This is a genomic window from Streptomyces sp. NPDC002537, assembly GCF_053594975.1.
Window position 1 is genome coordinate 1 of the sequence record NZ_JBSFWT010000048.1, and the last position, 25,249, is coordinate 25,249.

Here is a 25,249-nt window from a genome sequence, read left to right on the forward strand (position 1 = left end):
GCCCGACCCCCGAGCTGTACGCGGTGGTCATGGTCAGCGGGCCGGGGTCTCGGACCCCGGCCCTCGGCCGATCTGTGTGCGCGATACTGGGATTGAACCAGTGACCTCTTCCGTGTCAGGGAAGCGCTCTCCCGCTGAGCTAATCGCGCGGGGAGATCCACGTGGACCTCGGTGGACGATACTGGGATTGAACCAGTGACCTCTTCCGTGTCAGGGAAGCGCTCTCCCGCTGAGCTAATCGTCCGGGGTGGTGCTGCGTGCGCGATACTGGGATTGAACCAGTGACCTCTTCCGTGTCAGGGAAGCGCTCTCCCGCTGAGCTAATCGCGCGGGGAGATCCGCGAGGATCTCGGTGGACGATACTGGGATTGAACCAGTGACCTCTTCCGTGTCAGGGAAGCGCTCTCCCGCTGAGCTAATCGTCCTTGGAGGTGGAGACGGGATTTGAACCCGTGTAGACGGCTTTGCAGGCCGTTGCCTCGCCTCTCGGCCACTCCACCAGGAGTGCGGGGGTTCGGGAAGATCCCCCAACTCGAGCGGACGACGAGACTCGAACTCGCGACATCCACCTTGGCAAGGTGGTGCTCTACCAACTGAGCTACGTCCGCAGTGTCTGTCCGTTTCGCTTCCGCGTCCCGGCGACGTGTTGAACTCTAGCGGATTCCAGCGCCAGCTCAAATTCCGTTTCCGCAGCGTGCTGCGCTGATTGTTCGTCCAGGCCACCCGGCGCGGCCCCGCCATAGACTCGATGACGTGCACCGCCTCCCCCCGATGGCCCGCTTCGGCGGCCTCCTCGCCACCGATCTCCGTGACGTCACCCGCGACCCGGCAGCCCTGGACTCCACGGGCTGGTGGGCGGTGGTCGCGGACTTCGAGGGAGAGCTCCTGTGCGCCCGCTTCGGGGACGTACGGCCCGCTCCCGCGCCCGCCGCGGTCCCCGGCCGGTGGCGCGGCCCCGCCCCCGAGGACTGGACGTCCTCCCTCGACCGCGCCGCCTACACCGCGGGCGTGCGCCGCATCCGCGAGCACATCGCGGCCGGCGAGGTCTACCAGGCCAACCTCTGCCGCGTGCTCAGCGCGCCCCTGACGGACCCCGCGGACGGCACCCGCGCCGACGTCGACGCCCTGACCGCGCTCCTCGCCCGGGGCAACCCCGCCCCCTACGCGGGCACGGTCCGCCTGCCCGCCCACGGCGTCGAGGTCGCCACCGCCTCCCCGGAGCTCTACCTGCGCCGCTCCGGCCGCACCGTCGAGTCCGGCCCGATCAAGGGCACCGGCCGCACCGCCGAGGACCTGCTGGAGAAGGACCACGCCGAGAACGTCATGATCGTGGACCTCGTCCGCAACGACCTCGGACGCGTCTGCGCCACCGGCTCGGTGACCGTCCCCGCGCTCTGCGCGGTCGAACCCCACCCGGGCCTCGTCCACCTCGTCTCGACCGTCCGCGGCACACTCGCCGACGGCGCCGGATGGGCGGAGCTCTTCGCGGGCACCTTCCCGCCCGGCTCGGTCACCGGCGCCCCCAAGGCCAGCGCCCTCGACATCATCCGCTCCCTGGAGACCGTGCCCCGCGGCCCGTACTGCGGCGGCGTCGGCTGGGTCGACGCCGACCGCGGCACCGGGGAACTCGCCGTCGGCATCCGCACTTTCTGGATCGACCGCACCTCCCGCCCCACCCTGCGCTTCGGCACCGGCGCCGGGATCACCTGGGGCTCCGACCCCGAACGGGAGTGGGCCGAGACGGAGCTGAAGGCTTCCCGGCTGCTCGCGATAGCGTCGGGCACCCATCAGCCGCTCGGAGGGACGAAACGGTGACGATCTGGCTCAACGGTTCCCTGCACGACGAGAACAGCGCCCGGGTCTCGGTCTTCGACCACGGACTGACGGTCGGCGACGGAGTCTTCGAGACGCTCAAGGCCGCCCACGGCCGCCCCTTCGCCCTGACCCGCCACCTCGCCAGGCTGACCGCCTCCGCCCGGGGCCTCGGACTCCCCGACCCCGACCTCGACGAGGTGCGCCGGGCCTGCGCGGCCGTCCTCGACGCCAACCCCATGCCGCTCGGCAGGCTCCGCATCACCTACACCGGCGGCCTCGCCCCCCTCGGCTCGGACCGCGAGCCCGCCGCACCCACGCTCTTCGTCGCCCTCGGCGAGACCTCCCGGCGGCCGGACACCACCACCGCCGTCACCGTCCCCTGGACCCGCAACGAACGCGGCGCCCTCGCCGGGATCAAGTCCACCTCGTACGCCGAGAACGTCGTCGCCCTCGCCAGGGCCCGGGAGCGGGGCGCCACCGAGGCCCTCTTCGCCAACACCTCCGGCGAGCTCTGCGAGGGCACCGGCTCCAACGTCTTCGTCGTCCTCGACGGAGAGCTCCACACCCCGCCCCTCGCCTCCGGCTGCCTCGCGGGCATCACCCGCGCCCTCGTCGTCGAGTGGACCGGCGCCCGCGAGACCGTCCTGCCCGCCGACGTCCTGGACCGCGCCGAAGAGGTCTTCCTGACCTCCACCCTCCGCGACGTCCAGGCCGTCCGCGCCGTCGACGGCCGTGAACTCCCCACCGCCCCGGGCCCCGTGACCGCCAAGGCCGCGCGGATCTTCGAGGAGCGGTCGGCGGCGGACATCGATCCGTAAAGCACGTGACGTACGGGCGCGAGGCAGGTAGAAAACCAGCGTGACCACCACCCTGCGCCCCACCGCACCCGAACAGCGCACCGCCGCCGGCGGCCGGTCCCGCTCGTACGAGGTCTGCGTCAACAGCAGACCCGTGGGCCGCATCGACCTGGCCACCGACGACCGGTTCGGCCCCAAAGTCGGCCGGATCGTCCGGCTGGGGATCGACGAGCGGGACCGCCACCGGGGCCGCGGCACCGTCGCCGCGCTCGCCGCCGAGGAAGTGCTGCGCGGCTGGGGGTGCGGCCGCGTCGAGGTCTCCGTGGACGCGGAGGCGGAGGTCGCCCTGGGACTCGCGGGCGCGCTCGGCTACGTCGAGCGCAACCGCAACATGGCCAAACCGCTCACCACCGCCCCCCGGCTGCCCGAGGGCACCGAGGGGCGGCCCATGACCGAGGACGAGTACACCGCCTGGGACGAGCACGCGCGGGCCGAGTACGCCCGGAGCTGGACCGACCGGGGCGTGCCCGCGGACGAGGCGCGGGCCAAGGCCGCGGCCGACCACCGCAGCGCGCTCCCCGACGGCCTGGCCACCACCCACGCGCTGCTGAGGGTCCTCACCCACCACGGCGCCCCCGTCGGCACCCTCTGGGTGGCCCTGCGCGACCACGGCCCCGACGAGCCCGGCGCCTACGTCTACGACGTCGAGGTCGCCGAGGAACACCGCGGCCACGGCCACGGACGCTCCCTGATGCTGCTCGCCGAGGCGGAGGCGCTGGCCACCGGCGCCACGGACATCGGCCTCAACGTCTTCGCGGGCAACACGCCCGCCCTGCGCCTGTACGAGTCCCTGGGCTACCGCCCGACGGAATACCACCTGTACAAGCCCCTGCTCTGACAACGCGGGCCGCGCCCCGCAAGGGGCGTGACCACAGGCGCCGGGGAGCGGGGGATCAGGCGCCCAGAATCCCGTCCACGATCTCCGTGAGGCGCTCGCGCAGCCCCTCCTGGCTCTTCGAGCCGTCCAGCAGTTCCCCGCCGATCACATACGTCGGAGTGCCCTTGACGCCGATCGCCTTCCCTTCCGCCTGATCCGCGTCGACCATCAGCAGGTGCCGCCCGTCGATCAGCGCGGTGTCCATCTCGTCCGCGTCCAGCCCCAGCGAACCGGCCACCTCCAGGAGCAGCTCCTCGCCCCGCGCGGCCAGCTCGTCGACGCGGTCCAGCACCGCCTCGACGTACGGCCACGCCTGCCCCTGCTCGGCGGCCTCCTCCGCGGCCTGCGCCGCGGCGTACGCGTGCTTGTGCCGCTCCAGCGGGAAGTGCCGCAGCCGGATGTCCAGCCGGTCGCCGTAGCGGTCGCGCAGGGCGTGGAGGTCGGTGAGGGCGGTACGGCAGTCCGGGCACTGCAACTCGCACCAGACGTCGAGGGTGGCACGCGCGGTGGTGCCGGTAGTGGTGTCGCTCATGAGGCCAGTCTTCCAGCCGGGTCAGCCCTGGGGAGGAGCGCGCCCCCCGAGATGACCCCGAGATCTCCCGGAGCCTCCCCGCGGACCGTGGCCACTGCGGTGCGGACCGGTGCAGGATGGAAGGAGGCACCCCGGCCGGGGAGCCCCCGCACAGCGCCAGAAGCAGGAGGAGCAGGATGCTGGCCTCGACGATCATTGCCACGGCGGTGTCCGCGGCCGGCCTCGGCACAGCGGCCATGACGGCCTACCGGAAGCGCTTCCTCGCCGCGACCCGGATCGCCGCCTACGCCCTGGTCCCGGTCGGCCTGGCCATGACCGGGATACTCCGCTGGCTCACCGGCCTGGTCTTCGACCCGGGCGTCTGGCTGGGCTTCGGCGTGCTCGCGCTCTCCGCGGCGCTCTTCATGCTGACCAGAGCGGTGGAGCGGCGCAGCGGCAAGCCCAGCCGCAAGGAGCGGAAGGCCGCCGAGGCCGCCGCGGGCCGCGAGGCGCTGACCCCCGGCGCCTCCGCTCCGTCACTGAATCCGGGCCGCGCCACACCCCGAGCTCAGGCCAAGGGTAAGAATTCCGGCGGCGCCGACGACTTCTCGGATATCGAAGCCATTCTGAAAAAGCACGGAATCTAGCGGAATCCGGCGGACCCGCCGCGGCCGCCGCCCGACTGTCGACCCGTCAGAAAAGGGAGCCCCGGCCACCGTTATCCGAGGCCGCCGAGGCGATTGTCCACGCCATTTCCCGGTATTCCGCCGAGCTGTTCCCGACGGCCTTTTCCCTGACGTTTCGTCGGACCGTGCCGAGGGCGCCCGGCGCCTCAGCCGGTGGCCTCTTTGCGCCGCGCCCGGTACGCGGCGACATGGAGCCGGTTCCCGCAGGTGCGCCCGTCGCAGTAGCGGCGCGACCGGTTGCGGGAGAGGTCCACGAAGGCCCGCCCGCAGTCCGGTGCCGCACACCGCCGCAGCCGCTCCCGCTCACCCGCGACGACGAGGAAGGCCAGCGCCATGCCACCGTCCGCGGCCAGGTGCTCGGCGACGGACGCGCCCGGCGCGAAGTAGTGCACGTGCCAGTCGTAACCGTCGTGATCGGTCAGCCGCGGCGTGGTCCCGGCCTCCGCCACCATGGCGTTCAGCAGCTCCGCGAGCGCGGCCGTGTCCTCGGCGGAGAACGCCCGTGCGAACCGGTCCCGCACTGCCCGTACGGCCACGAGGTCCTGCTCCCGGAGGGTGCCGACACCGCTGACGTCGTGGCGCTCGACGAACTCCCGCAGCGCGGCGAGATCGGTGAGCGTGTCGGGCGGACCGCCCTCGGGACCCGGGTTCGCGGTGTTCACGAGGCCCACCACGGCGTCGAGCGCGTACCGGGTGTCGTGGTTGATCAGCACGGTTCGTTCGCTCCCTGGCCGGCGGGGGTTGGGGCGGCATTTGTTCGATCGGGACCCGACTCTATCGGCTCCGCAACGCGACGGCGCCGTCGCCCGCGGTGGATCCGCGGTGACGGCGCCGTACGGCCTGCCCTATGCGAGACGACGCGCACCCGACCCCCCGAGTGGGCGGGCGCGCCCGGAGTCAGCCCCGGCCTGTGGTCAGCTCTCCGCCAGGATGTGCGAGAGCTCCGTATCCAGGTCGAAGTGACGGTGTTCGGTACCCGGTGGCACCGCCGCGTCGGTCCGCTTCAGGAACGACTCCAGAGCCCTCGCGGGGGCCTCCAGCAGGGCCTCGCCCTCAGGGGAGCTCAGTGCGATGCACACGACGCCCTGACCGTGGCTGCGGGACGGCCAGACACGGACGTCGCCGGTGCCGGTGGGCCGGTGCAGACCCTCGGCGAGGAGATCTCTGGCGAAGACCCACTCGACCGTCTCTTCGGCTCCGGTGTGGAAGGTGGCGTGCACGGCATACGGATCGGCCGTGTCGTACCGCAGGCCTGCGGGTACAGGCAGTGAGGATTCGCTCGACACGACGAGGCGCAGGTGCAGCTCGCAGCTGACCGTGGTGTTCATAAGCGCCAGGGCCTTTCGCTCAGTGTGCGCTCGGGGATTCGCACGTCGGCGAAATCGACATGCCACCTACGGTGCCGTTGTAAACCCCTCTGACCGTTTTAAGACTGTTCGGATACCTCGTACGGCGGAGCCGTTCGCTTGTGAATACGGCCATTCCGGTGAGTTGCGGTTCGACCGGGTGTGTTGGAGCGTATGAATGCGGAGAGTGACGAGCGGCGGCCCGGTGCGACGGAGGCCGACGGCGGAACCGGAACGGCCGCGATCGGGGAGCGGCCCCGGCGGAGCCGTCCGCCCCGGTCGGCCGGTGATCGCCGCGGTGCCCGCCCGCGTCCGCCCGCCGGGGTCGCGGCGGCGAAGTGCGGCACGGTCATGCCGTGGCGTGCCCGCCGCCGGGTGCCGGGCCGACCGGTACCGAACACCGTCTGACATGCGGTAATGTTTGCGGTGCGCCGGGGGCGACCCCGACGGAATCCCGGGCGATTAGCTCAGCGGGAGAGCGCTTCGTTCACACCGAAGAGGTCACTGGTTCGATCCCAGTATCGCCCACCCACGCCGAAGGTCCGCAAGGTTCGTCCTTGCGGACCTTCGGCTTTTTGGTGTGCTCTGGACCCATGCCCCTCCCGTCGGCCCTGGCCGCCCCGAACCGGTACCGCTTCCGTACGACGTGGACCTTCGCGGCCCCGCCGGACACCCTCTACGGACGGCTGGAGCGCCTCGACGACTACCCCTCCTGGTGGCCCCTGGTGCGCGGGATGACCCCGACCGGGGACGACACCGGCAGCCTGCGACTCCGCTCCCTCCTGCCGTACGAGCTCCGCATCGCCGTCCGGGGCCGCCGCGACCCCGTGGCCCGGACCCTGGAGGTCGACATGACCGGCGACCTCGAGGGCTGGGCGCGCTGGACCGTCCTGCCGCACGGGCCGACCGGCAGCCAGGCCCGCTTCGAGCAGGAGGTCGAGGTCCGCAAACCCCTGATGCGCCGCCTCGCGATCCCCGCCCGCCCCCTCTTCGTCGCCAACCACACCTGGGCGATGCGCGGCGGACGGCGCGGGCTCCGGGCCAGGCTGGCGGCCGGGACCGAGGGAATTTGATGAAGGGCCGCCGCGACCTGTATTGTTCAGTGCGTCGCCGGGGGAAACCCCGACAGACACTCGGGCGATTAGCTCAGCGGGAGAGCACTTCGTTCACACCGAAGGGGTCACTGGTTCGATCCCAGTATCGCCCACCCGAGAAGGCCGGTACGTCAATCGACGTACCGGCCTTGTGCGTTGACGGCCTCTGTTCCCGGGGGAGCGGACCGGGGCTCTCATCAGGCCGCGGTGGTCAGCGCCGGGCGCATCGGCCATGCCGGGTCGCACGCCTCCTCCGACCCGTTCCGGGCGAACCACGCCTGGAGCCCGCGGGCCTGTGCCGCGTGCCACACCGTCTGCCGCGCGTGCAGCTCCACCGGCGTCAGTCGCTCCAGGCGTGACGCGAAGCGCCGGCCCAGCGCCCGTACGACCTCCAGCGCGGCCAGCGCGTCCGCCGCCGCGTCGTGCGCGCCCGTCAGCTCGACGCCGTACTGGCCGCACAGATCGGTCAGGGTGCGGCGGCCCTTGCGGTAGCGGTCCAGGTGCTTGTCCAGCACCCAGGGGTCCAGCACACACAGCGGGACCGACCCCAGATACCCCGCCAGCGACGAGGCGCGATGCCGCCGCAACTCGCGGTCCAGCAAGGTCAGGTCGAACGGCGCGTTCATCACCACCAGGGGTATGCCGTGCGCCGCCTGCTCCGCCAGCGCCCGTGCCACCTCCTCCATCACCGGCGCGGGCCAGCGCCCGTTGCGCTGGAGGTGATCGTCCGTCAGGCCGTGGACGGCCGTCGCCCCCGGTGGAACCGGAATTCCAGGATCCACCAGCCATCGGGTGACCAGAGGCGGCGCCCCCTCGGACGACTGCACCACGACCGCCGCGGACACGACCCGGTCCTGCTCGACATCGACCCCCGTGGTCTCGGTGTCAAAAGCGGCGAGTGGCCCCTCGAACCAGCACATCTCCCCAACTCCTCGCGCTTGTCTGCCGAATGGCGAGATTTCACCCTCCCCGCGAGGTGATACCCGGGGATTCCGTCATACGAACCGCCCTTGTTTGCAGTGGAGTTGCAAAGGAGACAACACACATGTACGGACCGAACGGTCCGACCACGCCCGGAGGGATTCGGACATGTCGTTCCCACGGCCCGAACGGGGCGGGCCGACCCCCACGCGGCCGGGACCGATCGCCCCTACGCGCGGCGCGCTGGCCACCACCGCATGCATGGAGACGCTCCAGGTCGGCTATCTGCACGCGGTCGCCGCCGCGGCCGGCTGCTCCCTCGCGCAGCCCTTCCCCGACTACGGCATCGACTGGCACGTCAGCCACAGCGCCCCCGGCCACACCGTCGACGACGAGGTCACCATCAAGGTCCAGCTCAAGTGCACCTACCAGCTGGGCCCCCGGGCCGCCGCCCGCACCGACCCCCGGGCCACCAGACCACCCGGGCCCCCGACCTTCGCCTTCACCCTCGACAACGACCACCTGGCCAAGCTCGCCCGCACCCCCGTCTCGGTGCACAAGATCCTCGTCGTGATGATCGTCCCCCGCGCCCGTGACGACTGGCTCCACGCCGGACACGACAGCCTCGCACTACGCCACTGCTGCTACTGGACCAACCTCGCCGGACACCCGGTGACCGGCAGGAACCGGACCACCGTGCGCATCCCGACCACGCGCATCTTCGACGACCGGGCGCTCTGCGAGATCATGACGCGGGTCGGGGCGGGAGGGAGACCCTGATGCACCGCCCGAGCCGACACCCGATACGGCCGCCCGTGCCCGCCGACCCCGCGATCCTCGGCGCCCTGCTCGCCCGCCACGGCTGGCGGCGGCGCGGCGGCGCCCCCGGCGCGTACAGCCGCTGGACGCCGCCCGACGGCACCGGCACCAGCATCCTGCTCCCCGAGAGCCGCGGCTATCCCGACAGCGCCGACCTCCTCGCCGAGGCACTCACGGCACTGGAGCGCAGCCCCGCCCCCTCCGCGCGCGACGTCCTGCTCTCCCTGCGCGTCCCGGGCGACGAGATCCACTGGCGGCGCGAGGTGCCCGACACCGGTGTCCCGGCCGCCGCCTGGGTGGCGCAGGAGCGGTTACGGGCCGGGGCGCGCGGGATGCTGCTGGCCGCCGCGCTCACGGCCCACGCACCGGTCGGCTACCACGGCGCCCGCCACCGCCGCCGCGCCGAGGCCGCCCTGGACCGGCTGCTGGTCGGGCCCGCCCCCGGCGGCCGGGAGCTGACCGTCTTCCTGCCCGTCGGCCCCGACGAACGCGACCACGACGGCCGCACGGTCACCACCACCCTGCTCAGGGCCCTCTACGCGACCCGGGACGCCACCGACTACCAGCGCGCCACCGGAGGCCGGGAAGCGTTCGAATCGGCTGTCGAGGCGGGCGTGTGCCAGGAGCTCACCGAGGCGATCGGCGCCCTTGTGCGCGGCTCCGAGGGCATCCGCATCGACGTCCACTGGTCACCGGCGGCGGGCCCGCCCGAGGGCTTCGCCGCCCGCCCGGAACCGGTGGAGTTCACCCCGGGCGACCTGCCCGCCCTCCGGGAAGCCGGTGCCCGGTACGTCCGGAACGAGCCCTCCGTGCCCGTACGGATCACGGGCGCCGTGGTGCGGATGCGCCGCGACCATCCGGCAGGGGCGGGCGTGGTGCGGCTCCGGGTCCTCACGGGGGCGGAGGTCGCCCAGGTGCGGGTCGTGCTCGGCGAGGACGACTACCGGCTCGCGGGCCGTGCCCACCTCCTGGGGCTGCCCCTCAGGGTGAGCGGACGGCTGGAGAGCAGGGGCGGGTTCCGCAGGCTGGCCGACGCCACGGGCATCGCCCCCGTCACGGTGGACGACGCCGAACGGGACCGGCTGCTCAAGTCCCTGCAGGAGAATCCGGACTTCTTCGACGACGCGTGACCGGCCTGCCGCAAGGGATTCCAGGAGGGCTCCCGTACGCCTGTGCAAACCGTTTCGCGCCCAAGGGGCCGGGCTCGGTACGATTCAGGCGCGCAGTGCCCACTGTCGCGCCCCCTTGAGTCAGGAGAGACCGGTGTCAGACGTCCGTGTGATCATCCATCGCGATTCCGAGCGGGAAGAGCGCGTGGTGACGACGGGCACTACTGCCGCCGACCTGTTCGCCGGGGAGCGCACCATCGTCGCCGCGCGTGTCGCAGGCGAGCTGAAGGACCTCGCGTACGTCGTCGCCGACGGCGAGGAGATCGAGCCCGTCGAGATCTCTTCCAAGGACGGCCTCGACATCCTGCGCCACTCCACCGCGCACGTCATGGCCCAGGCCGTGCAGGAGCTCTTCCCCGAGGCCAAGCTGGGCATCGGCCCGCCGGTCAAGGACGGCTTCTACTACGACTTCGACGTCGAGAAGCCCTTCCACCCCGATGACCTCAAGGCCATCGAGAAGAAGATGCAGGAGATCCAGAAGCGGGGCCAGAAGTTCTCCCGCCGCGTGGTCACCGACGAGGCCGCCCGCGAGGAGCTCGCGAACGAGCCCTACAAGCTGGAGCTGATCGGCCTCAAGGGCTCCGCCTCGCACGACGACGGCGCGGACGTCGAGGTGGGCGCGGGCGAGCTCACCATCTACGACAACCTGGACGCGAAGACCGGCGAGCTGTGCTGGAAGGACCTCTGCCGCGGCCCGCACCTGCCGACGACCCGGTTCATCCCGGCGTTCAAGCTGATGAGGAACGCGTCGGCCTACTGGCGCGGCAGCGAGAAGAACAAGCAGCTCCAGCGCATCTACGGCACCGCCTGGCCGTCGAAGGATGAGCTGAAGGCGCACCTGGAGTTCCTCGCGGAGGCGGAGAAGCGCGACCACCGCAAGCTCGGCAGCGAGCTGGACCTCTTCTCCATCCCGGACGAGATCGGCTCGGGTCTCGCGGTCTTCCACCCGCGCGGCGGCATCATCCGCCGGGTCATGGAGGACTACTCGCGCCGCCGGCACGAGGAGGAAGGGTACGAGTTCGTCTACACCCCGCACGCCACCAAGGGCGCCCTCTTTGAGAAGTCGGGCCACCTGGACTGGTACGCCGACGGCATGTACCCCCCCATGCAGCTCGACGCGGGCACGGACTACTACCTCAAGCCCATGAACTGCCCGATGCACAACCTCATCTTCGACGCGCGCGGTCGCTCGTACCGTGAGCTGCCGCTGAGGCTGTTCGAGTTCGGCACGGTCTACCGCTACGAGAAGTCCGGCGTCGTGCACGGCCTGACCCGTGCCCGTGGCTTCACGCAGGACGACGCGCACATTTACTGCACCCGCGAGCAGATGGCGGAGGAGCTCGACACGACGCTCACCTTCGTCCTCGACCTGCTGCGCGACTACGGACTGAACGACTTCTACCTGGAGCTGTCCACCAAGGACCCGGAGAAGTTCGTCGGCAGTGACGAGACCTGGGAGGAGGCCACCGAGACCCTGCGCAAGGTGGCCGAGAAGCAGGGCCTCGAGCTGGTCGCCGACCCGGGCGGCGCGGCCTTCTACGGCCCGAAGATCTCGGTGCAGGCCAAGGATGCCATTGGCCGTACGTGGCAGATGAGCACCATTCAGCTCGATTTCAACCTTCCGCAAAGGTTCGATCTTGAGTACACCGCCGCAGACGGCTCCCGTCAGCAGCCGGTCATGATCCACCGTGCGCTGTTCGGCAGCATCGAAAGGTTCTTCGCCGTCCTGCTGGAGCACTACGCGGGTGCGTTCCCGGCGTGGCTGGCCCCGGTCCAGGCGGTCGGCATCCCGATCGGTGACGCGCACGTCGAGTACCTGCAGGAGTTCGCCGCCGAGGCGAAGCGCAAGGGCCTGCGGGTCGAGGTGGATGCCTCCTCGGACCGTATGCAGAAGAAGATCCGCACCCATCAGAAGCTCAAGGTCCCGTTCATGATCATCGTCGGTGACGAGGACATGCAGGCGGGCACGGTCTCCTTCCGCTACCGCGATGGTTCGCAGAAGAACGGGGTTCCCCGTGACCTCGCTCTGCAGGAGCTCGTTGACGTGGTGGAGCGCCGCGTACAGGTGTGATTTGGTCCCCGCGTGAGCGGGGGTGGACCGTTGTAGCCGTAGAACGGCGGTCAGTTGATTGTGTGGTCCCCGCGCATGCGGGGCTGAGAGGGGCAGCCCACCAGGGCCGCCCCTCTTCGTTCTCCCGTCGGGGAATATGCTGGCTCGCATGACGACTGAGCCGGAGCAGCAGATCGGAGTAGGGTCCCCGGACGCCTTTCAGCGCCTGTGGACGCCCCACCGGATGGCGTACATCCAAGGAGAGAGCAAGCCGAGCGGCCCGGGGGCCGGTGACGGCTGCCCGTTCTGCACCATCCCGGCCAAGAGCGACGAGGACGGCCTCGTCGTCGCCCGGGGGCAGCACGTCTACGCCGTGCTGAACCTCTACCCCTACAATGGCGGCCACCTCCTGGTCGTCCCCTTCCGGCACGTCGCCGACTACACCGAGCTCAACGCCGCCGAGACCCTTGAGCTGGCCGAATTCACCAAGCGCGCGATGACCGCGCTGCGCGCCGCCTCCGGTGCGCACGGCTTCAACTTGGGCATGAACCAAGGCGATGCCGCGGGCGCCGGCATCGCCGCCCACCTGCACCAGCACATCGTCCCGCGCTGGGGTGGCGACACCAACTTCATGCCGATCATCGGCCACACGCGAGTCCTGCCTCAACTGCTCGCGGACACCCGCAAGATGCTCGCGGATGTCTGGCCCGCAGCGTAATAGTCCTTATATCCAGCCAATGGGGGCACGCGCCGTGGAAAAACGGGCAAATCTCCCAAAGCCTCAATAAAAAGCAGTGATGATAGTGCGGTGACTTTCCTTCACCGCCGCACTGTGCTGCGCGCGGCCGCGGGCGGCGCCCTCGCGGGGGCCGCCGCCGCGGGCTGCGGGCGGCACGACGGGCGCCCGGCCGCCCGGGTCACCGATCCGACCGTACGGGCGACGGCGCCGCCGGCCCCGTCCGTGCCGCCGCTCCCGGCGGGACTCCCCGCCCAGATCGACCACGGCCCCCGTACCGGCAGCGCCGTGGCACTCACCTTCCACGGCCAGGGCGACCAGCGGTCCGCGACCGGGCTGCTGGCGGAGGCCGAGCGGGCCGGGGCGAAGGTGACCGTGCTCGCGGTCGGGCAGTGGCTCGACGAGCAGCCGCAGCTCGCCCGGCGCGTCCTCGACGGCGGGCACGAGCTGGGCAATCACACCATGCGCCACCTCGACATCGCCGCGATGCCGGAGGACGCCGCGTACGCGGAGATCACGCAGTGCGCGGACCGGCTGCGGCGGCTGACCGGGGGCATCGGGCGCTGGTTCCGGCCGTCGCGCGCGCAGTTCGCCACCGACCGGGTGGCCGCGCTGGCCCGCAGGGCCGGGTATCCGCACGTCCTCTCGTACGACGTGGACTCCCTCGACTACACCGACCCGGGCGCGGAGGAGGTCCAGCGCACGGTGCTGGGCGCGGTGCGGCCCGGTTCGATCGTGAGCCTGCACTTCGGGCACGCCGGCACGGTCGCCGCGCTGCCCGCGATCCTCGACGGCCTGCACCGCCGCGGTCTGCGCGCGGTGACGACTACGGAGCTGCTGACCCGATGATCCAGTCCTGGTACGACCGACACGGCCGTCGTCCTCTCCGCCGGTCCCGTCCGCGCGGTGCCCGCGTGGCCCTGCTGTTCGCCGCGGCCGCCGCCCTGCTGGTCTCGGGCTGCGGCGGGGGCTCGAGCGACGAGGCGGCCGACGCCCATCCCGGGGAGGGCACGCAGCGCAAGGCGGAAGCGGCCCAGCACGGGCTGCCGGGGATGCCGCCCCTGCTGGATCCGCACGACCTGTACGCCGCGGACCGGCCGAATCTGCTGTCGCCCGTGGTGAAGAACTTCCCGTCGCGGGTCTATGTGCCCAATACGGAGTCGGACACGGTGAGCGTCATCGACCCGAAGACGTACAAGGTGATCGAGACGATCCCGGTGGGCTCCCAGCCGCAGCACGTGGTGCCGTCGTGGGACCTGAAGACGCTGTGGGTCAACAACGACCGGGGGCACACCCTGACGCCCATCGACCCGGCCACCGGCAAGGCGGGCAAGCCGGTCGACGTGCACGACCCGTACAACCTCTACTTCACCCCCGACGGCAAGTACGCGGTGGTGATGGCGTCGATGGACCGGGAGCTGGTCTTCCGGGACGCGCACACCATGAAGCGGAAGAAGACCGAGCCGGTGAAGTGCAAGGGGGTCAACCACGCGGACTTCTCGCCGGACGGGAAGTACTTCATCGTCTCGTGCGAGTTCTCGGGCGAACTGCTCAAGGTCGACACGGCGAAGATGAAGGTCATCGGCCAGCAGAAGCTGCCGTTCGACGGGGCGATGCCGCAGGACGTGAAGATCTCCTCCGACGGGAAGACCTGGTACGTCGCCGACATGATGGCCGACGGCATCTGGGTGCTGGACGGCGACAAGTTCACCGAGCCCACGCTGATGCCGACGGGCAAGGGCGCGCACGGGCTGTACGTCAGCCGGGACTCCAGGTCGATGTACATCTCCAACCGGGGCGAGGGATCGATCTCGGTGCTGGACCTGCCGAGCCGCAAGCTGGTGGAGAAGTGGGAACTGCCGGGCGGTGGCAGCCCGGACATGGGCGGGGTGTCGGCGGACGGCAAGGTGCTGTGGCTGTCCGGGCGTTACGACTCCGAGGTGTACGCGATCGACACCGCCGACGGGCATCTGATCGCGAAGATCCCGGTGGGCTCCGGGCCGCACGGGCTGGCGGTGTACCCGCAGCCGGGCCGGTATTCGCTGGGCCACACCGGGATCTTCCGGTGAGGCCCAGCGGGTGACGGCCGGTCAGGCGTTGTAGACGTCCGCCGCGCGCGGCTGGGGGTCCTGGACGGCGCCGCTCAGGTTCATCGCGCGGCCGGCGAAGCGCTCGGTGTCGACGCCGTTCTCCGCGAGGACGCGCAGCGCCGCCTGGTGCACCACGCGGAGGACCGGGGTGGTGGCGCGGAGCGCGTCGTCGGCCATGAAGCGGTGGCGCCACGGCTTGTCGGCCCAGGCGTGGCGCAGACCGAACGGCTCGGGCAGGACGAGCTTGCCGCCCCAGAACTCCAGCAGGGGCGGGTACCAGGTGAGGGGGGCGCGGGCGGCGAGCCGGACGACCTCCTTGGCGGGCACGATCGGCAGGTTCCGGGTGCGGGTCTCCCAGAACTTGACGGTCTTGGTGACGGTCTTGGTGCGGGGTGAGGGGGTGCCCATGAAGAGGCCGTGGACGGGGCCGAGGGCGTGGCCGGTGACCTCGATGCGCAGGGTCTTGTGGAGGACGGTGACGGTGATCAGAAGGGTGATCACCAGCTGGCCGTCCCAGAGGACGAACTGCACGCCGAGGTAGTGCCTGCTGCCGGCGCCGAACTGCTGCTCGTTGCAGATCTTCTGGAGCTCCGCGCCCCGTATCTGGAAGCCGTCGGTGCCCTCGGGGCGGGAGACGGATCCGGCGCCCTCGCCGACGGGGGAGACGACCCAGTGCTCGACGGCGGGGGTGGGGAAGCCGCCGGTGTGCAGGGGGCTGCGCTCCAGCAGGCGGAGCTGGTCGTGGATGGCGCGGATGACGTCCCAGCTGCGGAAGGGGTTGATCTCCTTCTCGGGGTCGGCGGGGACGAGCTCCTCGGCGAGCTGCCAGCTGCCCCAGCGGGTGCCCATGCCGAGTATGCCCTTGGGGCCGGCGTAGAAGACGACGTTGCTGTGCTGTTCGGCCGCGAGCCGTTCCAGGGACTGGCGCAGGCGCTCGGCGGCGGTCTCGCCGGGGTTCTTGGGGACGGCTTCGGGGATCTTCGCGCCGATGCCGCCGCCGGCGAGGAGTCCGGACCAGCGGTCGCGGAGGTCCTTCGCGGTGTTCTCGCAGACGCGGTGGGCGAGGAAACCGCCGATGAGCGGGGCGATGAGCATGGCGCGGAGGTAGATGCCCCAGAAGCCGTGGAACGGCAGCTTGATCATGAGGATGACGGCGCCGATGGCGAGGGCCGAGAGCAGGACCATGCCGAGGGCCCCGGCCCGTTTGTTCTGCGCGCCCGCGAGGGTGCGGCGGAGCTGGAAGGCGCCGAGCCACAGGAGGACGCCGGGCAGGAACAGCACGCCTGCCACCAGCATGATGACGGTGAGTCGGATGTCGCGCTGCTTGCGGATGCGGCTGGCGGCCAGGCAGTGCTCGACGACGGGCTGGGGGTCGAGGCCGAAGGACTGGATCAGCGGTTTGCGGCCGCCGCCGAGCACCCGGAGCTGGACGGCGCGGGAGAACGCCTCGCCCAGGTTCGGCTCGAACAGCGATATGCGGGGCGGCTTGACCTCGGAGGTGGCCCAGTCGGAGTTGGCCTTGAGGAGCTCGTCCACGGGGCCGTCGCGGTAGGCGGCGGAGGCGAGTGCCTGGGTCGCCGCGGTCTGCCCGGAGGAGCCCGAGAGCGGGATCTGTGCCCCCGGGCTGAAGTCGAACGGATCCCCTGCTGCCACTGATGCCCCCAATGCCGCGCATGCCCGATTCCGGTGCGGCTTCCGACGGCCGCCCGTGTCATACGTGTTGGTCCGCGTATACCAGCGTATCCGTGCGGGGTGCCGCCTGTCGCAGGAGATCGCAAAGCCGCCCGCCCCGGACGAGTTGGGGCGGGCGGCTTGCGAACTATGCTCCGTTCTCGGTGAGTTCGCTGATGCGCTCGGCGAGCTGGGGCGGCATGGGCTCGTGGCGGGCGTAGCGGCGGCTGAACCGCCCGGTGCCGTGGGAGAGGGAGCGCAGGTCCACCGCGTAGCGGCCGATCTCGATCTCGGGCACCTCGGCCCGGACGAGGGTGCGGCCGCTGCCGGACTGCTCGGTGCCGACGACGCGGCCGCGCCGTCCCGAGAGGTCGCTCATGACGGGGCCCACGTATTCGTCGGCGACGAGGATCTCCATCTCGGCGACCGGTTCGAGGAGATGGATACGGGTCTCGCCGGCGGCCTCGCGGAGGGCGAGGGCGCCCGCGGTCTGGAAGGCGGCGTCGGAGGAGTCCACTGAGTGGGCCTTGCCGTCGAGCAGCGTCACCCGCACGTCGACCAGGGGGTATCCGGCGGCGACGCCGCGCGCGGCCTGGGCGCGTACGCCCTTCTCCACGGAGGGGATGAACTGGCGGGGCACGGCGCCGCCCACGACCTTGTCGACGAACTCGATGCCGGAGCCGCCGGGCAGCGGCTCGACCTCGATCTCGCAGATGGCGTACTGGCCGTGGCCGCCGGACTGTTTGACGTGCCGGCCGCGGCCGGTGGCCTTCGAGCCGAAGGTCTCGCGGAGCGACACCTTGTGGGGCACCGTGTCGACCCGTACGCCGTAGCGGGTGCGCAGCCGTTCCAGGGCGACGTCGCGGTGGGCCTCGCCGAGGCACCAGAGGACGACCTGGTGGGTGTGCTGGTTCTGCTCCAGGCGCATGGTGGGGTCCTCGGCGACCAGCCGGGCGAGGCCCTGCGACAGTTTGTCCTCGTCGGCCTTGCTGTGGGCCTCGATGGCGACGGGCAGCAGGGGGTCCGGCATCCGCCAGGGTTCCATCAGGAGCGGGTCGTTCCGTCCGGAGAGGGTGTCACCGGTCTCGGCGTGACCGAGTTTGGCGACGCAGGCGATGTCCCCGGCGATGGCCTGGGCGAGCTGGCGCTGGTGCTTGCCGAAGGGCGAGGAGAGGGCGCCGACGCGCTCGTCCACGTCGTGGCTCTCGTGGCCGCGGTCCTCCAGGCTGTGGCCGGAGACGTGCACGGTCTCGTCGGGGCGCAGGGTGCCGGAGAAGACGCGGACCAGGGAGATCCGGCCGACGTAGGGGTCGGAGGAGGTCTTGATCACCTCTGCGGCGAGGGGGCCCGCCGGGTCGCAGGTCAGGGGGGCGTGGGGGCGGCCGTCGGGGGTGGTGACGGTGGGGACGCTGCGCTCCAGGGGGGTGGGGAAGCCGCCGGTGACGAGTTCCAGCAGCTCGACGGTGCCGAGGCCCTGCCGGGCGCCCTCGGGGGCGGGGGCGGCGGCGAGCACGGGGTGGAAGCTGCCGCGTGCCACGGCGCGTTCCAGGTCCTCGACGAGGGTCTTGACGTCGATCTCCTCGCCGCTCAGGTAGCGGTCCATGAGGGTCTCGTCCTCGCTCTCGGCGATGATTCCCTCGATGAGCCGGTTGCGGGCCGCCTCGATCAGCGGCAGTTGGTCGGGGGCGGGCGCGGTCTCCGCCCGTTCGCCGGAGGAGTAGTCGAAGACGCGCTGCGAGAGCAGGCCGATGAGGCCCGCGACGCCGCGGTGGCCGTCGGGCCCCTCGGGCCCGTGCAGCGGGAGGTAGAGCGGGAGCACACCGTCGGGGGAGTCGCCGCCGAAGGCGCTGCGGCAGGACTCCGTCATCTCGTCGAAGTCGGCGCGGGCGGCCTCCAGATGGGTGATCACGATGGCCCGCGGCATGCCGACGGCGGCGCACTCCTCCCACACCGTGCGGGTGGCTCCGGTGATGCCCTCGGTGCCCTCCGCCGCCGAGACGACGAAGAGGGCCGCGTCCGCCGCCCGCAGACCGGCCCTCAGCTCGCCGACGAAGTCGGCGTAGCCGGGTGCGTCCAAGAGGTTGATCTTGATCCCGGCCCAGCCGACGGGGACCAGGGACAGTTGTACGGAACGCTGCTGGCGGTGCTCGATCTCGTCGTAGTCGGACAGCGCGCCGCCGTCCTCGACCCGGCCGGCCCGATTGACCGCGCCGGTCGCGAGGGCCAGCGCCTCGACCAGCGTGGTCTTTCCCGAGCCGCTGTGGCCGACCAGCACCACGTTGCGCACGTGGCTCGGCCGGTCGGCCGACTCCGCACTGCCCGCGGCCCCTGGATATGTGCCCGTCTTCTCGCCCATGTGTCCCGCCTCCCGGTCGACACCTGCGGTCCTTCGAGCTTTCCACTGTGGTAACGCTGCGTCCATACATCGCACACAGAGGCGTATACCGGGGGGCGATTCCCGGAAGGCGGCGGGCGGGGGCGGGGACGGCCCGGGAACGCTCCCGGAACGGGTCGTGGCCGCGCGGTGGCGGGGGTGCGACAAGGGGGACGGGGGCCGGACGGAGCGATGCGTGCGCGGCGGCCCCTGGCCGCCTGGCTACGATGGGCCAGCCGGTGGCCTCCTGACCACGCGGCCCGTCACGACCCTCCGGGAAGGCCATGCTGAACAAGTACGCGCGTGCGTTCTTCACGCGTGTTCTCACGCCGTTCGCCGCCCTGCTCATCCGCCTGGGCGTCAGCCCCGACGCGGTCACCCTCGTCGGCACCGGCGGTGTCATCGCGGGTGCGCTGGCCTTCTACCCCCGGGGCGAGTTCTTCTGGGGCACGGTCGTCATCACGCTGTTCGTCTTCTCCGACCTGGTCGACGGCAACATGGCCCGCCAGCTGGGGCGCTCCAGCCGGTGGGGCGCGTTCCTCGACTCGACGCTGGACCGGGTGGCCGACGCGGCGATCTTCGGCGGCCTCGCGCTCTGGTACGCCGGGCGGGGCGACAGCCTCACCCTGTGCGCGGTCACGATCTTCTGCCTCGCCAGCGGCCAGGTCGTGTCGTACACCAAGGCGCGCGGCGAGAGCATCGGGCTGCCGGTCAACGTCAACGGCCTGGTCGAGCGCGCCGAGCGGCTGGTGATCTCCCTGGTGGCCTGTGGCTTCGCCGGGCTGCACAAGTTCGGTGTGCCGGGCATCCAGTACCTGCTGCCGGTGGCGCTGTGGATCGTGGCCGTCGGCAGCCTGATCACCATGGTCCAGCGCGTGGTGACCGTGCGCCGGGAGGCCGCCGAGGCGGACGCGATGGCGGCCGGAACGGCGGACCGGGGGGACGGGCCCGCGTGAACGAGAAGCTGACCGACGCCCTGTACGGACTCGGCTGGGGCACGGTGAAGAAGCTCCCCGAGCCCGTGGCCACCGGGCTCGGACAGCAGATCGCCGACCTCGCCTGGCGGCGGCGCGGCAAGGGCGTGCTGCGCCTGGAGTCCAACCTCGCCCGCGTCCTGCCCGACGCGGGGCCGGACCGGCTCGCCCGGCTCTCGCGGTCGGGCATGCGCTCGTACATGCGCTACTGGATGGAGTCCTTCCGGCTGCCGACGTGGAGTGCCGAGCGCGTCCGCGAGGGCTTCGTCCCCGAGGGGCTGCCCCACCTGGAGGCGGCGCTGGCGAGCGGCCGCGGCGTGGTGCTGGCCCTGCCCCACATGGGCAACTACGACCTCGCGGGCGCCTGGCTCACCACCCGGCTCGGGGTGCCCTTCACCACGGTCGCCGAGCGGCTCAAGCCGGAGACGCTCTACGACCGCTTCGTCGCCTACCGCGAGGGCCTCGGTATGGAGGTCCTCCCGCACGCGGGCGGCAGCGCCTTCGGGACGCTCGCGCGGCGGCTGCGCGCCGGGGGCGTGGTCTGTCTGGTGGCCGACCGCGATCTGTCCTCCTCCGGGATAGAGGTCAAGTTCTTCGGCGAGGCGGCGAAGATGCCCGCGGGGCCCGCGATGCTCGCGGTGCAGACCGGCGCCGTGCTGCTGCCGGTGACCCTCTGGTACGACCGCTCGCCGGTGATGAAGGGGAAGATCCACGCACCGCTGGAGGTACCCGAGACCGGCACCCGCGCGGAGAAGGCCGCCGCGCTGACCCAGCAGCTCGCCGATGCCTTCGCCTCGGGCATCGCCGACCACCCGCAGGACTGGCACATGCTCCAGCGACTGTGGCTCGCAGACCTCGCCCGGCGCGATGATGAGCCCACCGACAAGAGCTCCGGAACGGAGAAGCCTTGAGGATCGGGATCGTCTGTCCTTATTCGTGGGACGTCCCCGGCGGCGTCCAGTTCCATATCCGTGACCTGGCCGAGCACCTCATCCGGCTGGGCCACGAGGTGTCGGTGCTGGCCCCGGCGGACGACGAGACGCCGCTGCCGCCCTTCGTCGTCTCCGCGGGCCGGGCCGTGCCCGTCCCGTACAACGGCTCGGTGGCACGGCTGAACTTCGGCTTCCTGTCGGCCGCCCGGGTGCGGCGCTGGCTGCACGACGGCGACTTCGACGTCATCCACATCCACGAACCCACCTCCCCTTCGCTGGGACTCCTCACCTGCTGGGCCGCGCAGGGCCCGATCGTGGCGACCTTCCACACCTCCAATCCGCGCTCCCGCGCGATGATCGCGGCCTATCCGATCCTGCAGCCGGCGCTGGAGAAGATCAGCGCGCGGATCGCGGTCAGCGAATACGCCCGCAGGACCCTGGTCGAGCACCTGGGCGGCGATGCCGTCGTCATCCCCAACGGCGTCGACGTGGACTTCTTCGCCCGCGCCGAGCCCAAGGAGGAGTGGCGGGGCCGCCCCGGCGCCCCGACCATCGGCTTCATGGGCCGCATCGACGAGCCGCGCAAGGGCCTGCCCGTCCTGATGCGGGCCCTGCCGGGCATCCTCACGGAGTGCCCCGGCACCCGGTTGCTGGTCGCCGGGCGCGGCGACCAGGAAGAGGCCGTGGCCGGCCTGCCCCGTGAGATGCGGGAGAGCGTCGAGTTCCTCGGCATGGTCAGCGACGAGGACAAGGCACGGCTGCTGCGCAGCGTCGATGTCTATGTGGCGCCCAACACCGGCGGGGAGTCCTTCGGCATCATCCTCGTGGAGGCGATGTCGGCGGGCGTGCCCGTCCTCGCCAGCGACCTGGACGCCTTCGCCCAGGTCCTCGACCAGGGCTCGGCGGGCGAGCTGTTCGCCAACGAGGACGCGGACGCGCTGGCCGCCGCCGCCGTACGGCTGCTGGGCGACCCCGAGCGCCGGGCCGGGCTCAGCGAGCGGGGCAGCAAGCACGTACGGCGCTTCGACTGGTCGAGGGTCGGTGCGGACATCCTGGCCGTCTACGAGACGGTGACGGCCGGTGCGGTCTCGGTGGCCGCCGATGAGCGCACCGGCCTCTTCTCCCGCTTCGGGCTGGCGAGGGACTGAGGGCTGCCGTCGGCGGGTCGCTTCCCCCGCCGGCGGGCCGCTCAGGTGCGGCTGGGCGCCTCCTCCAGCCGCTCCCGCGCGCCGGGACCCGTACCGAACAGGGACTGTCCGTACCGTGCCCGGAACCCCCTGCTGCGCCGCACCGTGACCACGACGACCAGGGCTATCAGGGTGATGGACTGGATCCGCCCGACCAGTGGCACCACATCGACCGGCAGCGTCAGCGCCTCGACCGTGCTCAGCGCCGCGTCCAGCAACTGGCCGCAGCCCCAGAGGACGGTGAGCCCGCGCAGCGCGCCGCGGTACTCCGGCATCTCCCGCCAGGCGCGTTCGGCCTCTTCCACCGCGGCTCCGGTGCGCAGCTTCGCACCGAAGTGGAACGTGAACGGCCGCGACAGGAACAGCGTGCCTATGATCCACAGCCCCAGCAGCGCCGGGAGCGCCGCGTCCTTCAGCAGCAGCACCCGGGGATTTCCGCTGATCAGTGACGTCCCCGCGGAGACGGCGAGCAGCCCGACGATGAACAGGTCGAAGAACTCGACGCGACGGCGGAGGACGGCCGTGCCGAGGGCGTGGGCGGCGGGGATCGCGCTGCTGAACAGGAGGGCCTGCCATTGGGTGATGCCCTGCGCGCGCAGTATGTAGAACAGCGCGAGCGGCAGCAGGATGTCGATGGCCAGAGGGGCGAGGAGAGCTCGCCTGGTGCGCCGGTCCATGAGGGCCTCCGTCCGGTGCGGCGTCTTCTGCGGCGTCTTCCGAGAACGCTAGGCGCGGGCCGGGTGGAGGCGGATCGGAGCCGGGGTCGAGAGCCGGGTGGACATCTGCCCGGCGGGGACTCCACCCGTGGGTGGACGGCGGGCCTTTTCCCCGGCCCGCCACTTTCCGCGGTATCCGGTGTGCGGCTCCACTGCGTGGCGAGGGAGACCATCGGACCCCCGACCGCGCTCCGCACGGCCTCCTTGAGGCGTCCTCAAGGCGCTCCCGCCGCAGCCGGCAACGGACCCGCGGCCGGAGGGCCGCGGTGGAGACCCGGGGCCGGACCGGGGCTCGGCCGGAGTCGGGCCGGGGCCGGGCCGGGGCCGGGTGTGGGTCCGGCCGGATCGGTCGGGTGAGGGCCGGGCGCGGAGCTGGACCGGTGCCTGACCGGAGCCGGATCGGGGTCTGACCAGAGCCGGATCGGTGCCCGACCGGGGCCGGGTGTGGGTCCGGCCGGATCGGTCGGGTGAGGGCCGGGCGCGGAGCCGGATCGGAGCCGGATCGGAGTCGGACTGGAGTCGGATCGGAGCCCGGCCGGAGCCGGATCGGGGTCTAACCAGAGTCGGACCAGAGCCGTGATCGGGGCCGGATCGGAGCCTGACCAGAGCCGGATCGGAGTCGGACCGGTGCGTGACCGGTGCCGGACCGGGGCTCGGCCGGAGCCGCACCGGGGCCGGGTATGGATCCGGCCGGATCGGGCAGGGTGAGGCCCGGGCGCGGAGACGGCCCCGCGGTGAGCGGTAACGTGGCCCGGCGTGACCACTGTGATCTGGATCGTCGCCGCGCTCGTCGTCATCGGCATCTATCTGAGCTGGACGGCCGGCCGACTGGACCGGCTGCACAGCCGTATCGACGCCGCGCGGGCCGCACTGGACGCGCAGTTGCTGCGGCGCGCCTCGGTCGCCCAGGAGCTCGCCACCGCCGGAGTCCTCGACCCGGCCGCCTCGATCGTGCTCTACCAGGCCGCGCACGCCGCCCGGCAGGCGGAGGAGGAACAGCGCGAGGTGGCCGAGAGCGAGCTGAGCCAGGCGCTGCGCGCCGTGTTCGCGGAGGAGCCGCAGGTCGAGGCGGTGCGGGTGGCGCCGGGCGGCGAGGAGTCGCTGGGGGAGCTGACGGCCGCCGTCCGCAGGGTGCCGATGGCCCGGCGCTTCCACAACGACACGGTCCGCGCGGCGCGCGCGGTCCGTACGCACCGGAAGGTGCGTTGGTTCCGGCTGGCGGGCCACGCGCCGTTCCCGTTGGCATTCGAGATGGACGACGAGCCGCCGGCGGCGCTGGGCGACCGCGCGGGGACCTGAGCGGAAGGGCCCGGCATGGGCCGTCGGCCGGTCACCCGTGCCTGACAAGCCACTGGCCTCGAATTGGCTCTTTTTCCTTGACCGGGGGGCCGTTTGTATGAGGGTGCAGCAACGCCGCCCTTGATTAGTGAGGTCACAACGTGTCCAGCACGGCTCCCAGCACGTCCGCCACTCCCGAGACCGGCACCGCGCGCGTCAAGCGCGGCATGGCCGAGCAGCTCAAGGGTGGCGTGATCATGGACGTCGTCACGCCGGAGGAAGCCAAGATCGCCGAGGACGCGGGCGCGGTCGCGGTCATGGCCCTGGAGCGGGTGCCCGCTGACATCCGCAAGGACGGCGGCGTGGCCCGGATGTCCGACCCGGACATGATCGACGGCATCATCAACGCGGTCTCCATCCCGGTGATGGCCAAGTCCCGCATCGGCCACTTCGTCGAGGCCCAGGTGCTCCAGTCCCTCGGCGTCGACTACATCGACGAGTCCGAGGTCCTCACCCCCGCCGACGAGGTCAACCACAGCGACAAGTGGGCCTTCACCACCCCGTTCGTCTGCGGTGCCACCAACCTGGGCGAGGCGCTCCGCCGGATCGCCGAGGGTGCGGCCATGATCCGTTCGAAGGGCGAGGCGGGCACCGGCAACGTCGTCGAGGCCGTCCGTCACCTGCGTCAGATCAAGGGCGAGATCGCCCGTCTGCGCGGCTACGACAACAACGAGCTGTACGCCGCCGCCAAGGAGCTGCGCGCCCCGTACGAGCTGGTCAAGGAGGTCGCCGAGCTCGGCAAGCTGCCGGTCGTGCTGTTCTCCGCCGGTGGCGTGGCCACCCCCGCCGACGCCGCGCTGATGCGCCAGCTCGGCGCCGAGGGCGTCTTCGTCGGCTCCGGCATCTTCAAGTCCGGTGACCCGGCCAAGCGCGCCGCCGCCATCGTGAAGGCCACCACCTTCTACGACGACCCGAGCGTCATCGCGGACGTCTCCCGCAACCTGGGCGAGGCCATGGTCGGCATCAACTGCGACACCCTCCCCGAGTCGGAGCGCTACGCCAACCGCGGCTGGTAGTCCCGTTGTCTCACCGGTGGGCGGCCCGCAGCTGCGGGCCGCCCACCGGCCGTCCCGTTGTTGAGAGGTA

Annotated in this window: 23 protein-coding genes and 8 tRNA genes; 18 read left to right on the forward strand and 13 right to left on the reverse strand. The window is 71.7% G+C overall.

Going from position 1 to position 25,249, the window contains the following annotated elements; translation table 11 throughout:
• Nucleotides 1-77: 77 nt before the first annotated feature.
• The 6 genes from ACWD4A_RS21450 to ACWD4A_RS21475 form a co-directional block, all read right to left on the reverse strand.
• Nucleotides 78-149, reverse strand: a tRNA-Val gene (locus ACWD4A_RS21450).
• A gap of 23 nt (nucleotides 150-172) precedes the next feature.
• Nucleotides 173-244, reverse strand: a tRNA-Val gene (locus ACWD4A_RS21455).
• A 14-nt stretch (nucleotides 245-258) separates the two neighbouring features.
• A tRNA-Val gene (locus tag ACWD4A_RS21460) sits at nucleotides 259-330 on the reverse strand.
• A 23-nt stretch (nucleotides 331-353) separates the two neighbouring features.
• Nucleotides 354-425: transfer RNA gene (locus ACWD4A_RS21465), tRNA-Val, on the reverse strand.
• 1 nt (nucleotide 426) lies between these two features.
• A tRNA-Cys gene (locus ACWD4A_RS21470) sits at nucleotides 427-500 on the reverse strand.
• A gap of 35 nt (nucleotides 501-535) precedes the next feature.
• A tRNA-Gly gene (locus ACWD4A_RS21475) sits at nucleotides 536-608 on the reverse strand.
• A gap of 145 nt (nucleotides 609-753) precedes the next feature.
• Here ACWD4A_RS21475 and ACWD4A_RS21480 point away from each other — a divergent pair.
• Genes ACWD4A_RS21480 through ACWD4A_RS21490 form a run of 3 tightly spaced genes read left to right on the forward strand, consistent with a single transcriptional unit; the run spans nucleotide 754 to nucleotide 3,510 of the window.
• Nucleotides 754-1,815: a chorismate-binding protein gene (locus tag ACWD4A_RS21480; protein ID WP_451196093.1), complete on the forward strand. Its 1,062-nt coding sequence runs from the start codon at nucleotides 754-756 to the stop codon at nucleotides 1,813-1,815.
• A complete protein-coding gene (locus tag ACWD4A_RS21485) occupies nucleotides 1,812-2,633 on the forward strand; it encodes an aminotransferase class IV (RefSeq protein ID WP_451196094.1) in 822 nt (273 codons plus the stop codon). Before ACWD4A_RS21480 ends, ACWD4A_RS21485 begins: the two co-directional genes overlap by 4 nt.
• Nucleotides 2,634-2,673: 40 nt before the next feature.
• Nucleotides 2,674-3,510: a GNAT family N-acetyltransferase gene (locus ACWD4A_RS21490; RefSeq protein ID WP_451196096.1), complete on the forward strand. Its 837-nt coding sequence runs from the start codon at nucleotides 2,674-2,676 to the stop codon at nucleotides 3,508-3,510.
• 55 nt (nucleotides 3,511-3,565) lie between these two features.
• Here the strand turns inward: ACWD4A_RS21490 and ACWD4A_RS21495 are convergent, their stop codons facing one another.
• Nucleotides 3,566-4,081 carry a DsbA family protein gene (locus ACWD4A_RS21495; RefSeq protein WP_451196098.1) on the reverse strand — a complete coding sequence of 172 codons (516 nt, stop codon included), beginning with the start codon at nucleotides 4,079-4,081 and terminating at the stop codon, nucleotides 3,566-3,568.
• Between the two features lie 176 nt (nucleotides 4,082-4,257).
• Between ACWD4A_RS21495 and ACWD4A_RS21500 the strand changes: the two genes are divergently transcribed.
• Nucleotides 4,258-4,707 carry a hypothetical protein gene (locus ACWD4A_RS21500; RefSeq protein WP_451196100.1) on the forward strand — a complete coding sequence of 150 codons (450 nt, stop codon included), beginning with the start codon at nucleotides 4,258-4,260 and terminating at the stop codon, nucleotides 4,705-4,707.
• A gap of 185 nt (nucleotides 4,708-4,892) precedes the next feature.
• Here the strand turns inward: ACWD4A_RS21500 and ACWD4A_RS21505 are convergent, their stop codons facing one another.
• Together ACWD4A_RS21505 and ACWD4A_RS21510 are read right to left on the reverse strand one after the other, a co-directional pair.
• Complete coding sequence (locus tag ACWD4A_RS21505) at nucleotides 4,893-5,459, reverse strand: CGNR zinc finger domain-containing protein (protein ID WP_451196101.1); 567 nt, start codon at nucleotides 5,457-5,459, stop codon at nucleotides 4,893-4,895.
• A gap of 201 nt (nucleotides 5,460-5,660) precedes the next feature.
• Nucleotides 5,661-6,074, reverse strand: a complete 414-nt coding sequence (locus tag ACWD4A_RS21510; protein ID WP_003959770.1) for an SsgA family sporulation/cell division regulator — start codon at nucleotides 6,072-6,074, stop codon at nucleotides 5,661-5,663.
• A gap of 474 nt (nucleotides 6,075-6,548) precedes the next feature.
• Between ACWD4A_RS21510 and ACWD4A_RS21515 the strand changes: the two genes are divergently transcribed.
• The 3 genes from ACWD4A_RS21515 to ACWD4A_RS21525 all read left to right on the forward strand — a co-directional run bounded on the left by ACWD4A_RS21515 (nucleotide 6,549) and on the right by ACWD4A_RS21525 (nucleotide 7,299).
• A tRNA-Val gene (locus ACWD4A_RS21515) sits at nucleotides 6,549-6,620 on the forward strand.
• Nucleotides 6,621-6,685: 65 nt separating this feature from the next.
• Nucleotides 6,686-7,165 carry an SRPBCC family protein gene (locus tag ACWD4A_RS21520; RefSeq protein ID WP_451196103.1) on the forward strand — a complete coding sequence of 160 codons (480 nt, stop codon included), beginning with the start codon at nucleotides 6,686-6,688 and terminating at the stop codon, nucleotides 7,163-7,165.
• A 62-nt stretch (nucleotides 7,166-7,227) separates the two neighbouring features.
• A tRNA-Val gene (locus ACWD4A_RS21525) sits at nucleotides 7,228-7,299 on the forward strand.
• A gap of 84 nt (nucleotides 7,300-7,383) precedes the next feature.
• On the opposite strand, the gene ACWD4A_RS21530 is transcribed toward ACWD4A_RS21525, so the two are convergent.
• Nucleotides 7,384-8,106 carry an exonuclease domain-containing protein gene (locus ACWD4A_RS21530; RefSeq protein WP_451196105.1) on the reverse strand — a complete coding sequence of 241 codons (723 nt, stop codon included), beginning with the start codon at nucleotides 8,104-8,106 and terminating at the stop codon, nucleotides 7,384-7,386.
• Nucleotides 8,107-8,275: 169 nt separating this feature from the next.
• On the opposite strand from ACWD4A_RS21530, the gene ACWD4A_RS21535 reads away from it, so the two are divergent.
• The 6 genes from ACWD4A_RS21535 (at nucleotide 8,276) to ACWD4A_RS21560 (ending at nucleotide 14,950) form a co-directional block, all read left to right on the forward strand.
• Nucleotides 8,276-8,887, forward strand: coding sequence for a DUF4365 domain-containing protein (locus tag ACWD4A_RS21535; RefSeq protein ID WP_451196108.1), 612 nt, complete (start codon nucleotides 8,276-8,278; stop codon nucleotides 8,885-8,887).
• A complete protein-coding gene (locus tag ACWD4A_RS21540; protein ID WP_451196111.1) occupies nucleotides 8,887-10,056 on the forward strand; it encodes a hypothetical protein in 1,170 nt (389 codons plus the stop codon). The genes ACWD4A_RS21535 and ACWD4A_RS21540 overlap by 1 nt, the downstream gene beginning before the upstream one ends.
• A 133-nt stretch (nucleotides 10,057-10,189) precedes the next feature.
• Nucleotides 10,190-12,166, forward strand: coding sequence for a threonine--tRNA ligase (gene thrS, locus ACWD4A_RS21545; RefSeq protein ID WP_451196113.1), 1,977 nt, complete (start codon nucleotides 10,190-10,192; stop codon nucleotides 12,164-12,166).
• Nucleotides 12,167-12,302: 136 nt separating this feature from the next.
• Complete coding sequence (locus ACWD4A_RS21550; RefSeq protein WP_451196116.1) at nucleotides 12,303-12,863, forward strand: HIT family protein; 561 nt, start codon at nucleotides 12,303-12,305, stop codon at nucleotides 12,861-12,863.
• A gap of 90 nt (nucleotides 12,864-12,953) precedes the next feature.
• The gene (locus ACWD4A_RS21555) at nucleotides 12,954-13,730 is read left to right on the forward strand and encodes a polysaccharide deacetylase family protein (RefSeq protein WP_451196117.1); all 777 of its coding nucleotides are present in this window, start codon (nucleotides 12,954-12,956) and stop codon (nucleotides 13,728-13,730) included.
• Nucleotides 13,727-14,950, forward strand: coding sequence for a YVTN family beta-propeller repeat protein (locus ACWD4A_RS21560; protein WP_451196118.1), 1,224 nt, complete (start codon nucleotides 13,727-13,729; stop codon nucleotides 14,948-14,950). The genes ACWD4A_RS21555 and ACWD4A_RS21560 overlap by 4 nt, the downstream gene beginning before the upstream one ends.
• A gap of 21 nt (nucleotides 14,951-14,971) precedes the next feature.
• Here the strand turns inward: ACWD4A_RS21560 and ACWD4A_RS21565 are convergent, their stop codons facing one another.
• On the reverse strand, nucleotides 14,972-16,624 hold the full coding sequence (locus ACWD4A_RS21565; RefSeq protein WP_451196121.1) for a hypothetical protein: 1,653 nt from the start codon (nucleotides 16,622-16,624) through the stop codon (nucleotides 14,972-14,974).
• A gap of 166 nt (nucleotides 16,625-16,790) precedes the next feature.
• Nucleotides 16,791-18,998, reverse strand: coding sequence for an elongation factor G-like protein EF-G2 (locus ACWD4A_RS21570; RefSeq protein WP_451196123.1), 2,208 nt, complete (start codon nucleotides 18,996-18,998; stop codon nucleotides 16,791-16,793).
• A gap of 302 nt (nucleotides 18,999-19,300) precedes the next feature.
• On the opposite strand from ACWD4A_RS21570, the gene pgsA reads away from it, so the two are divergent.
• From pgsA to ACWD4A_RS21585, 3 genes are read left to right on the forward strand one after another with little or no spacing between them, the layout of a single operon-like run.
• Entirely contained in the window at nucleotides 19,301-19,972 is a 672-nt protein-coding gene (gene pgsA, locus ACWD4A_RS21575; protein WP_451196125.1) for a phosphatidylinositol phosphate synthase, read from the forward strand.
• Nucleotides 19,969-20,901, forward strand: coding sequence for a phosphatidylinositol mannoside acyltransferase (locus tag ACWD4A_RS21580; RefSeq protein ID WP_451196127.1), 933 nt, complete (start codon nucleotides 19,969-19,971; stop codon nucleotides 20,899-20,901). Before pgsA ends, ACWD4A_RS21580 begins: the two co-directional genes overlap by 4 nt.
• The gene (locus tag ACWD4A_RS21585; protein ID WP_451196129.1) at nucleotides 20,898-22,070 is read left to right on the forward strand and encodes a glycosyltransferase family 4 protein; all 1,173 of its coding nucleotides are present in this window, start codon (nucleotides 20,898-20,900) and stop codon (nucleotides 22,068-22,070) included. The genes ACWD4A_RS21580 and ACWD4A_RS21585 overlap by 4 nt, the downstream gene beginning before the upstream one ends.
• Before the next feature lie 41 nt (nucleotides 22,071-22,111).
• On the opposite strand, the gene ACWD4A_RS21590 is transcribed toward ACWD4A_RS21585, so the two are convergent.
• A complete protein-coding gene (locus ACWD4A_RS21590; protein WP_451196131.1) occupies nucleotides 22,112-22,786 on the reverse strand; it encodes a VC0807 family protein in 675 nt (224 codons plus the stop codon).
• 795 nt (nucleotides 22,787-23,581) lie between these two features.
• Between ACWD4A_RS21590 and ACWD4A_RS21595 the strand changes: the two genes are divergently transcribed.
• Together ACWD4A_RS21595 and pdxS are read left to right on the forward strand one after the other, a co-directional pair.
• Nucleotides 23,582-24,124, forward strand: a complete 543-nt coding sequence (locus ACWD4A_RS21595) for a hypothetical protein (protein WP_451196133.1) — start codon at nucleotides 23,582-23,584, stop codon at nucleotides 24,122-24,124.
• A 140-nt stretch (nucleotides 24,125-24,264) separates the two neighbouring features.
• Nucleotides 24,265-25,179: a pyridoxal 5'-phosphate synthase lyase subunit PdxS gene (pdxS, locus tag ACWD4A_RS21600; RefSeq protein ID WP_451196134.1), complete on the forward strand. Its 915-nt coding sequence runs from the start codon at nucleotides 24,265-24,267 to the stop codon at nucleotides 25,177-25,179.
• The last annotated feature ends 70 nt before the right edge of the window (nucleotides 25,180-25,249 follow it).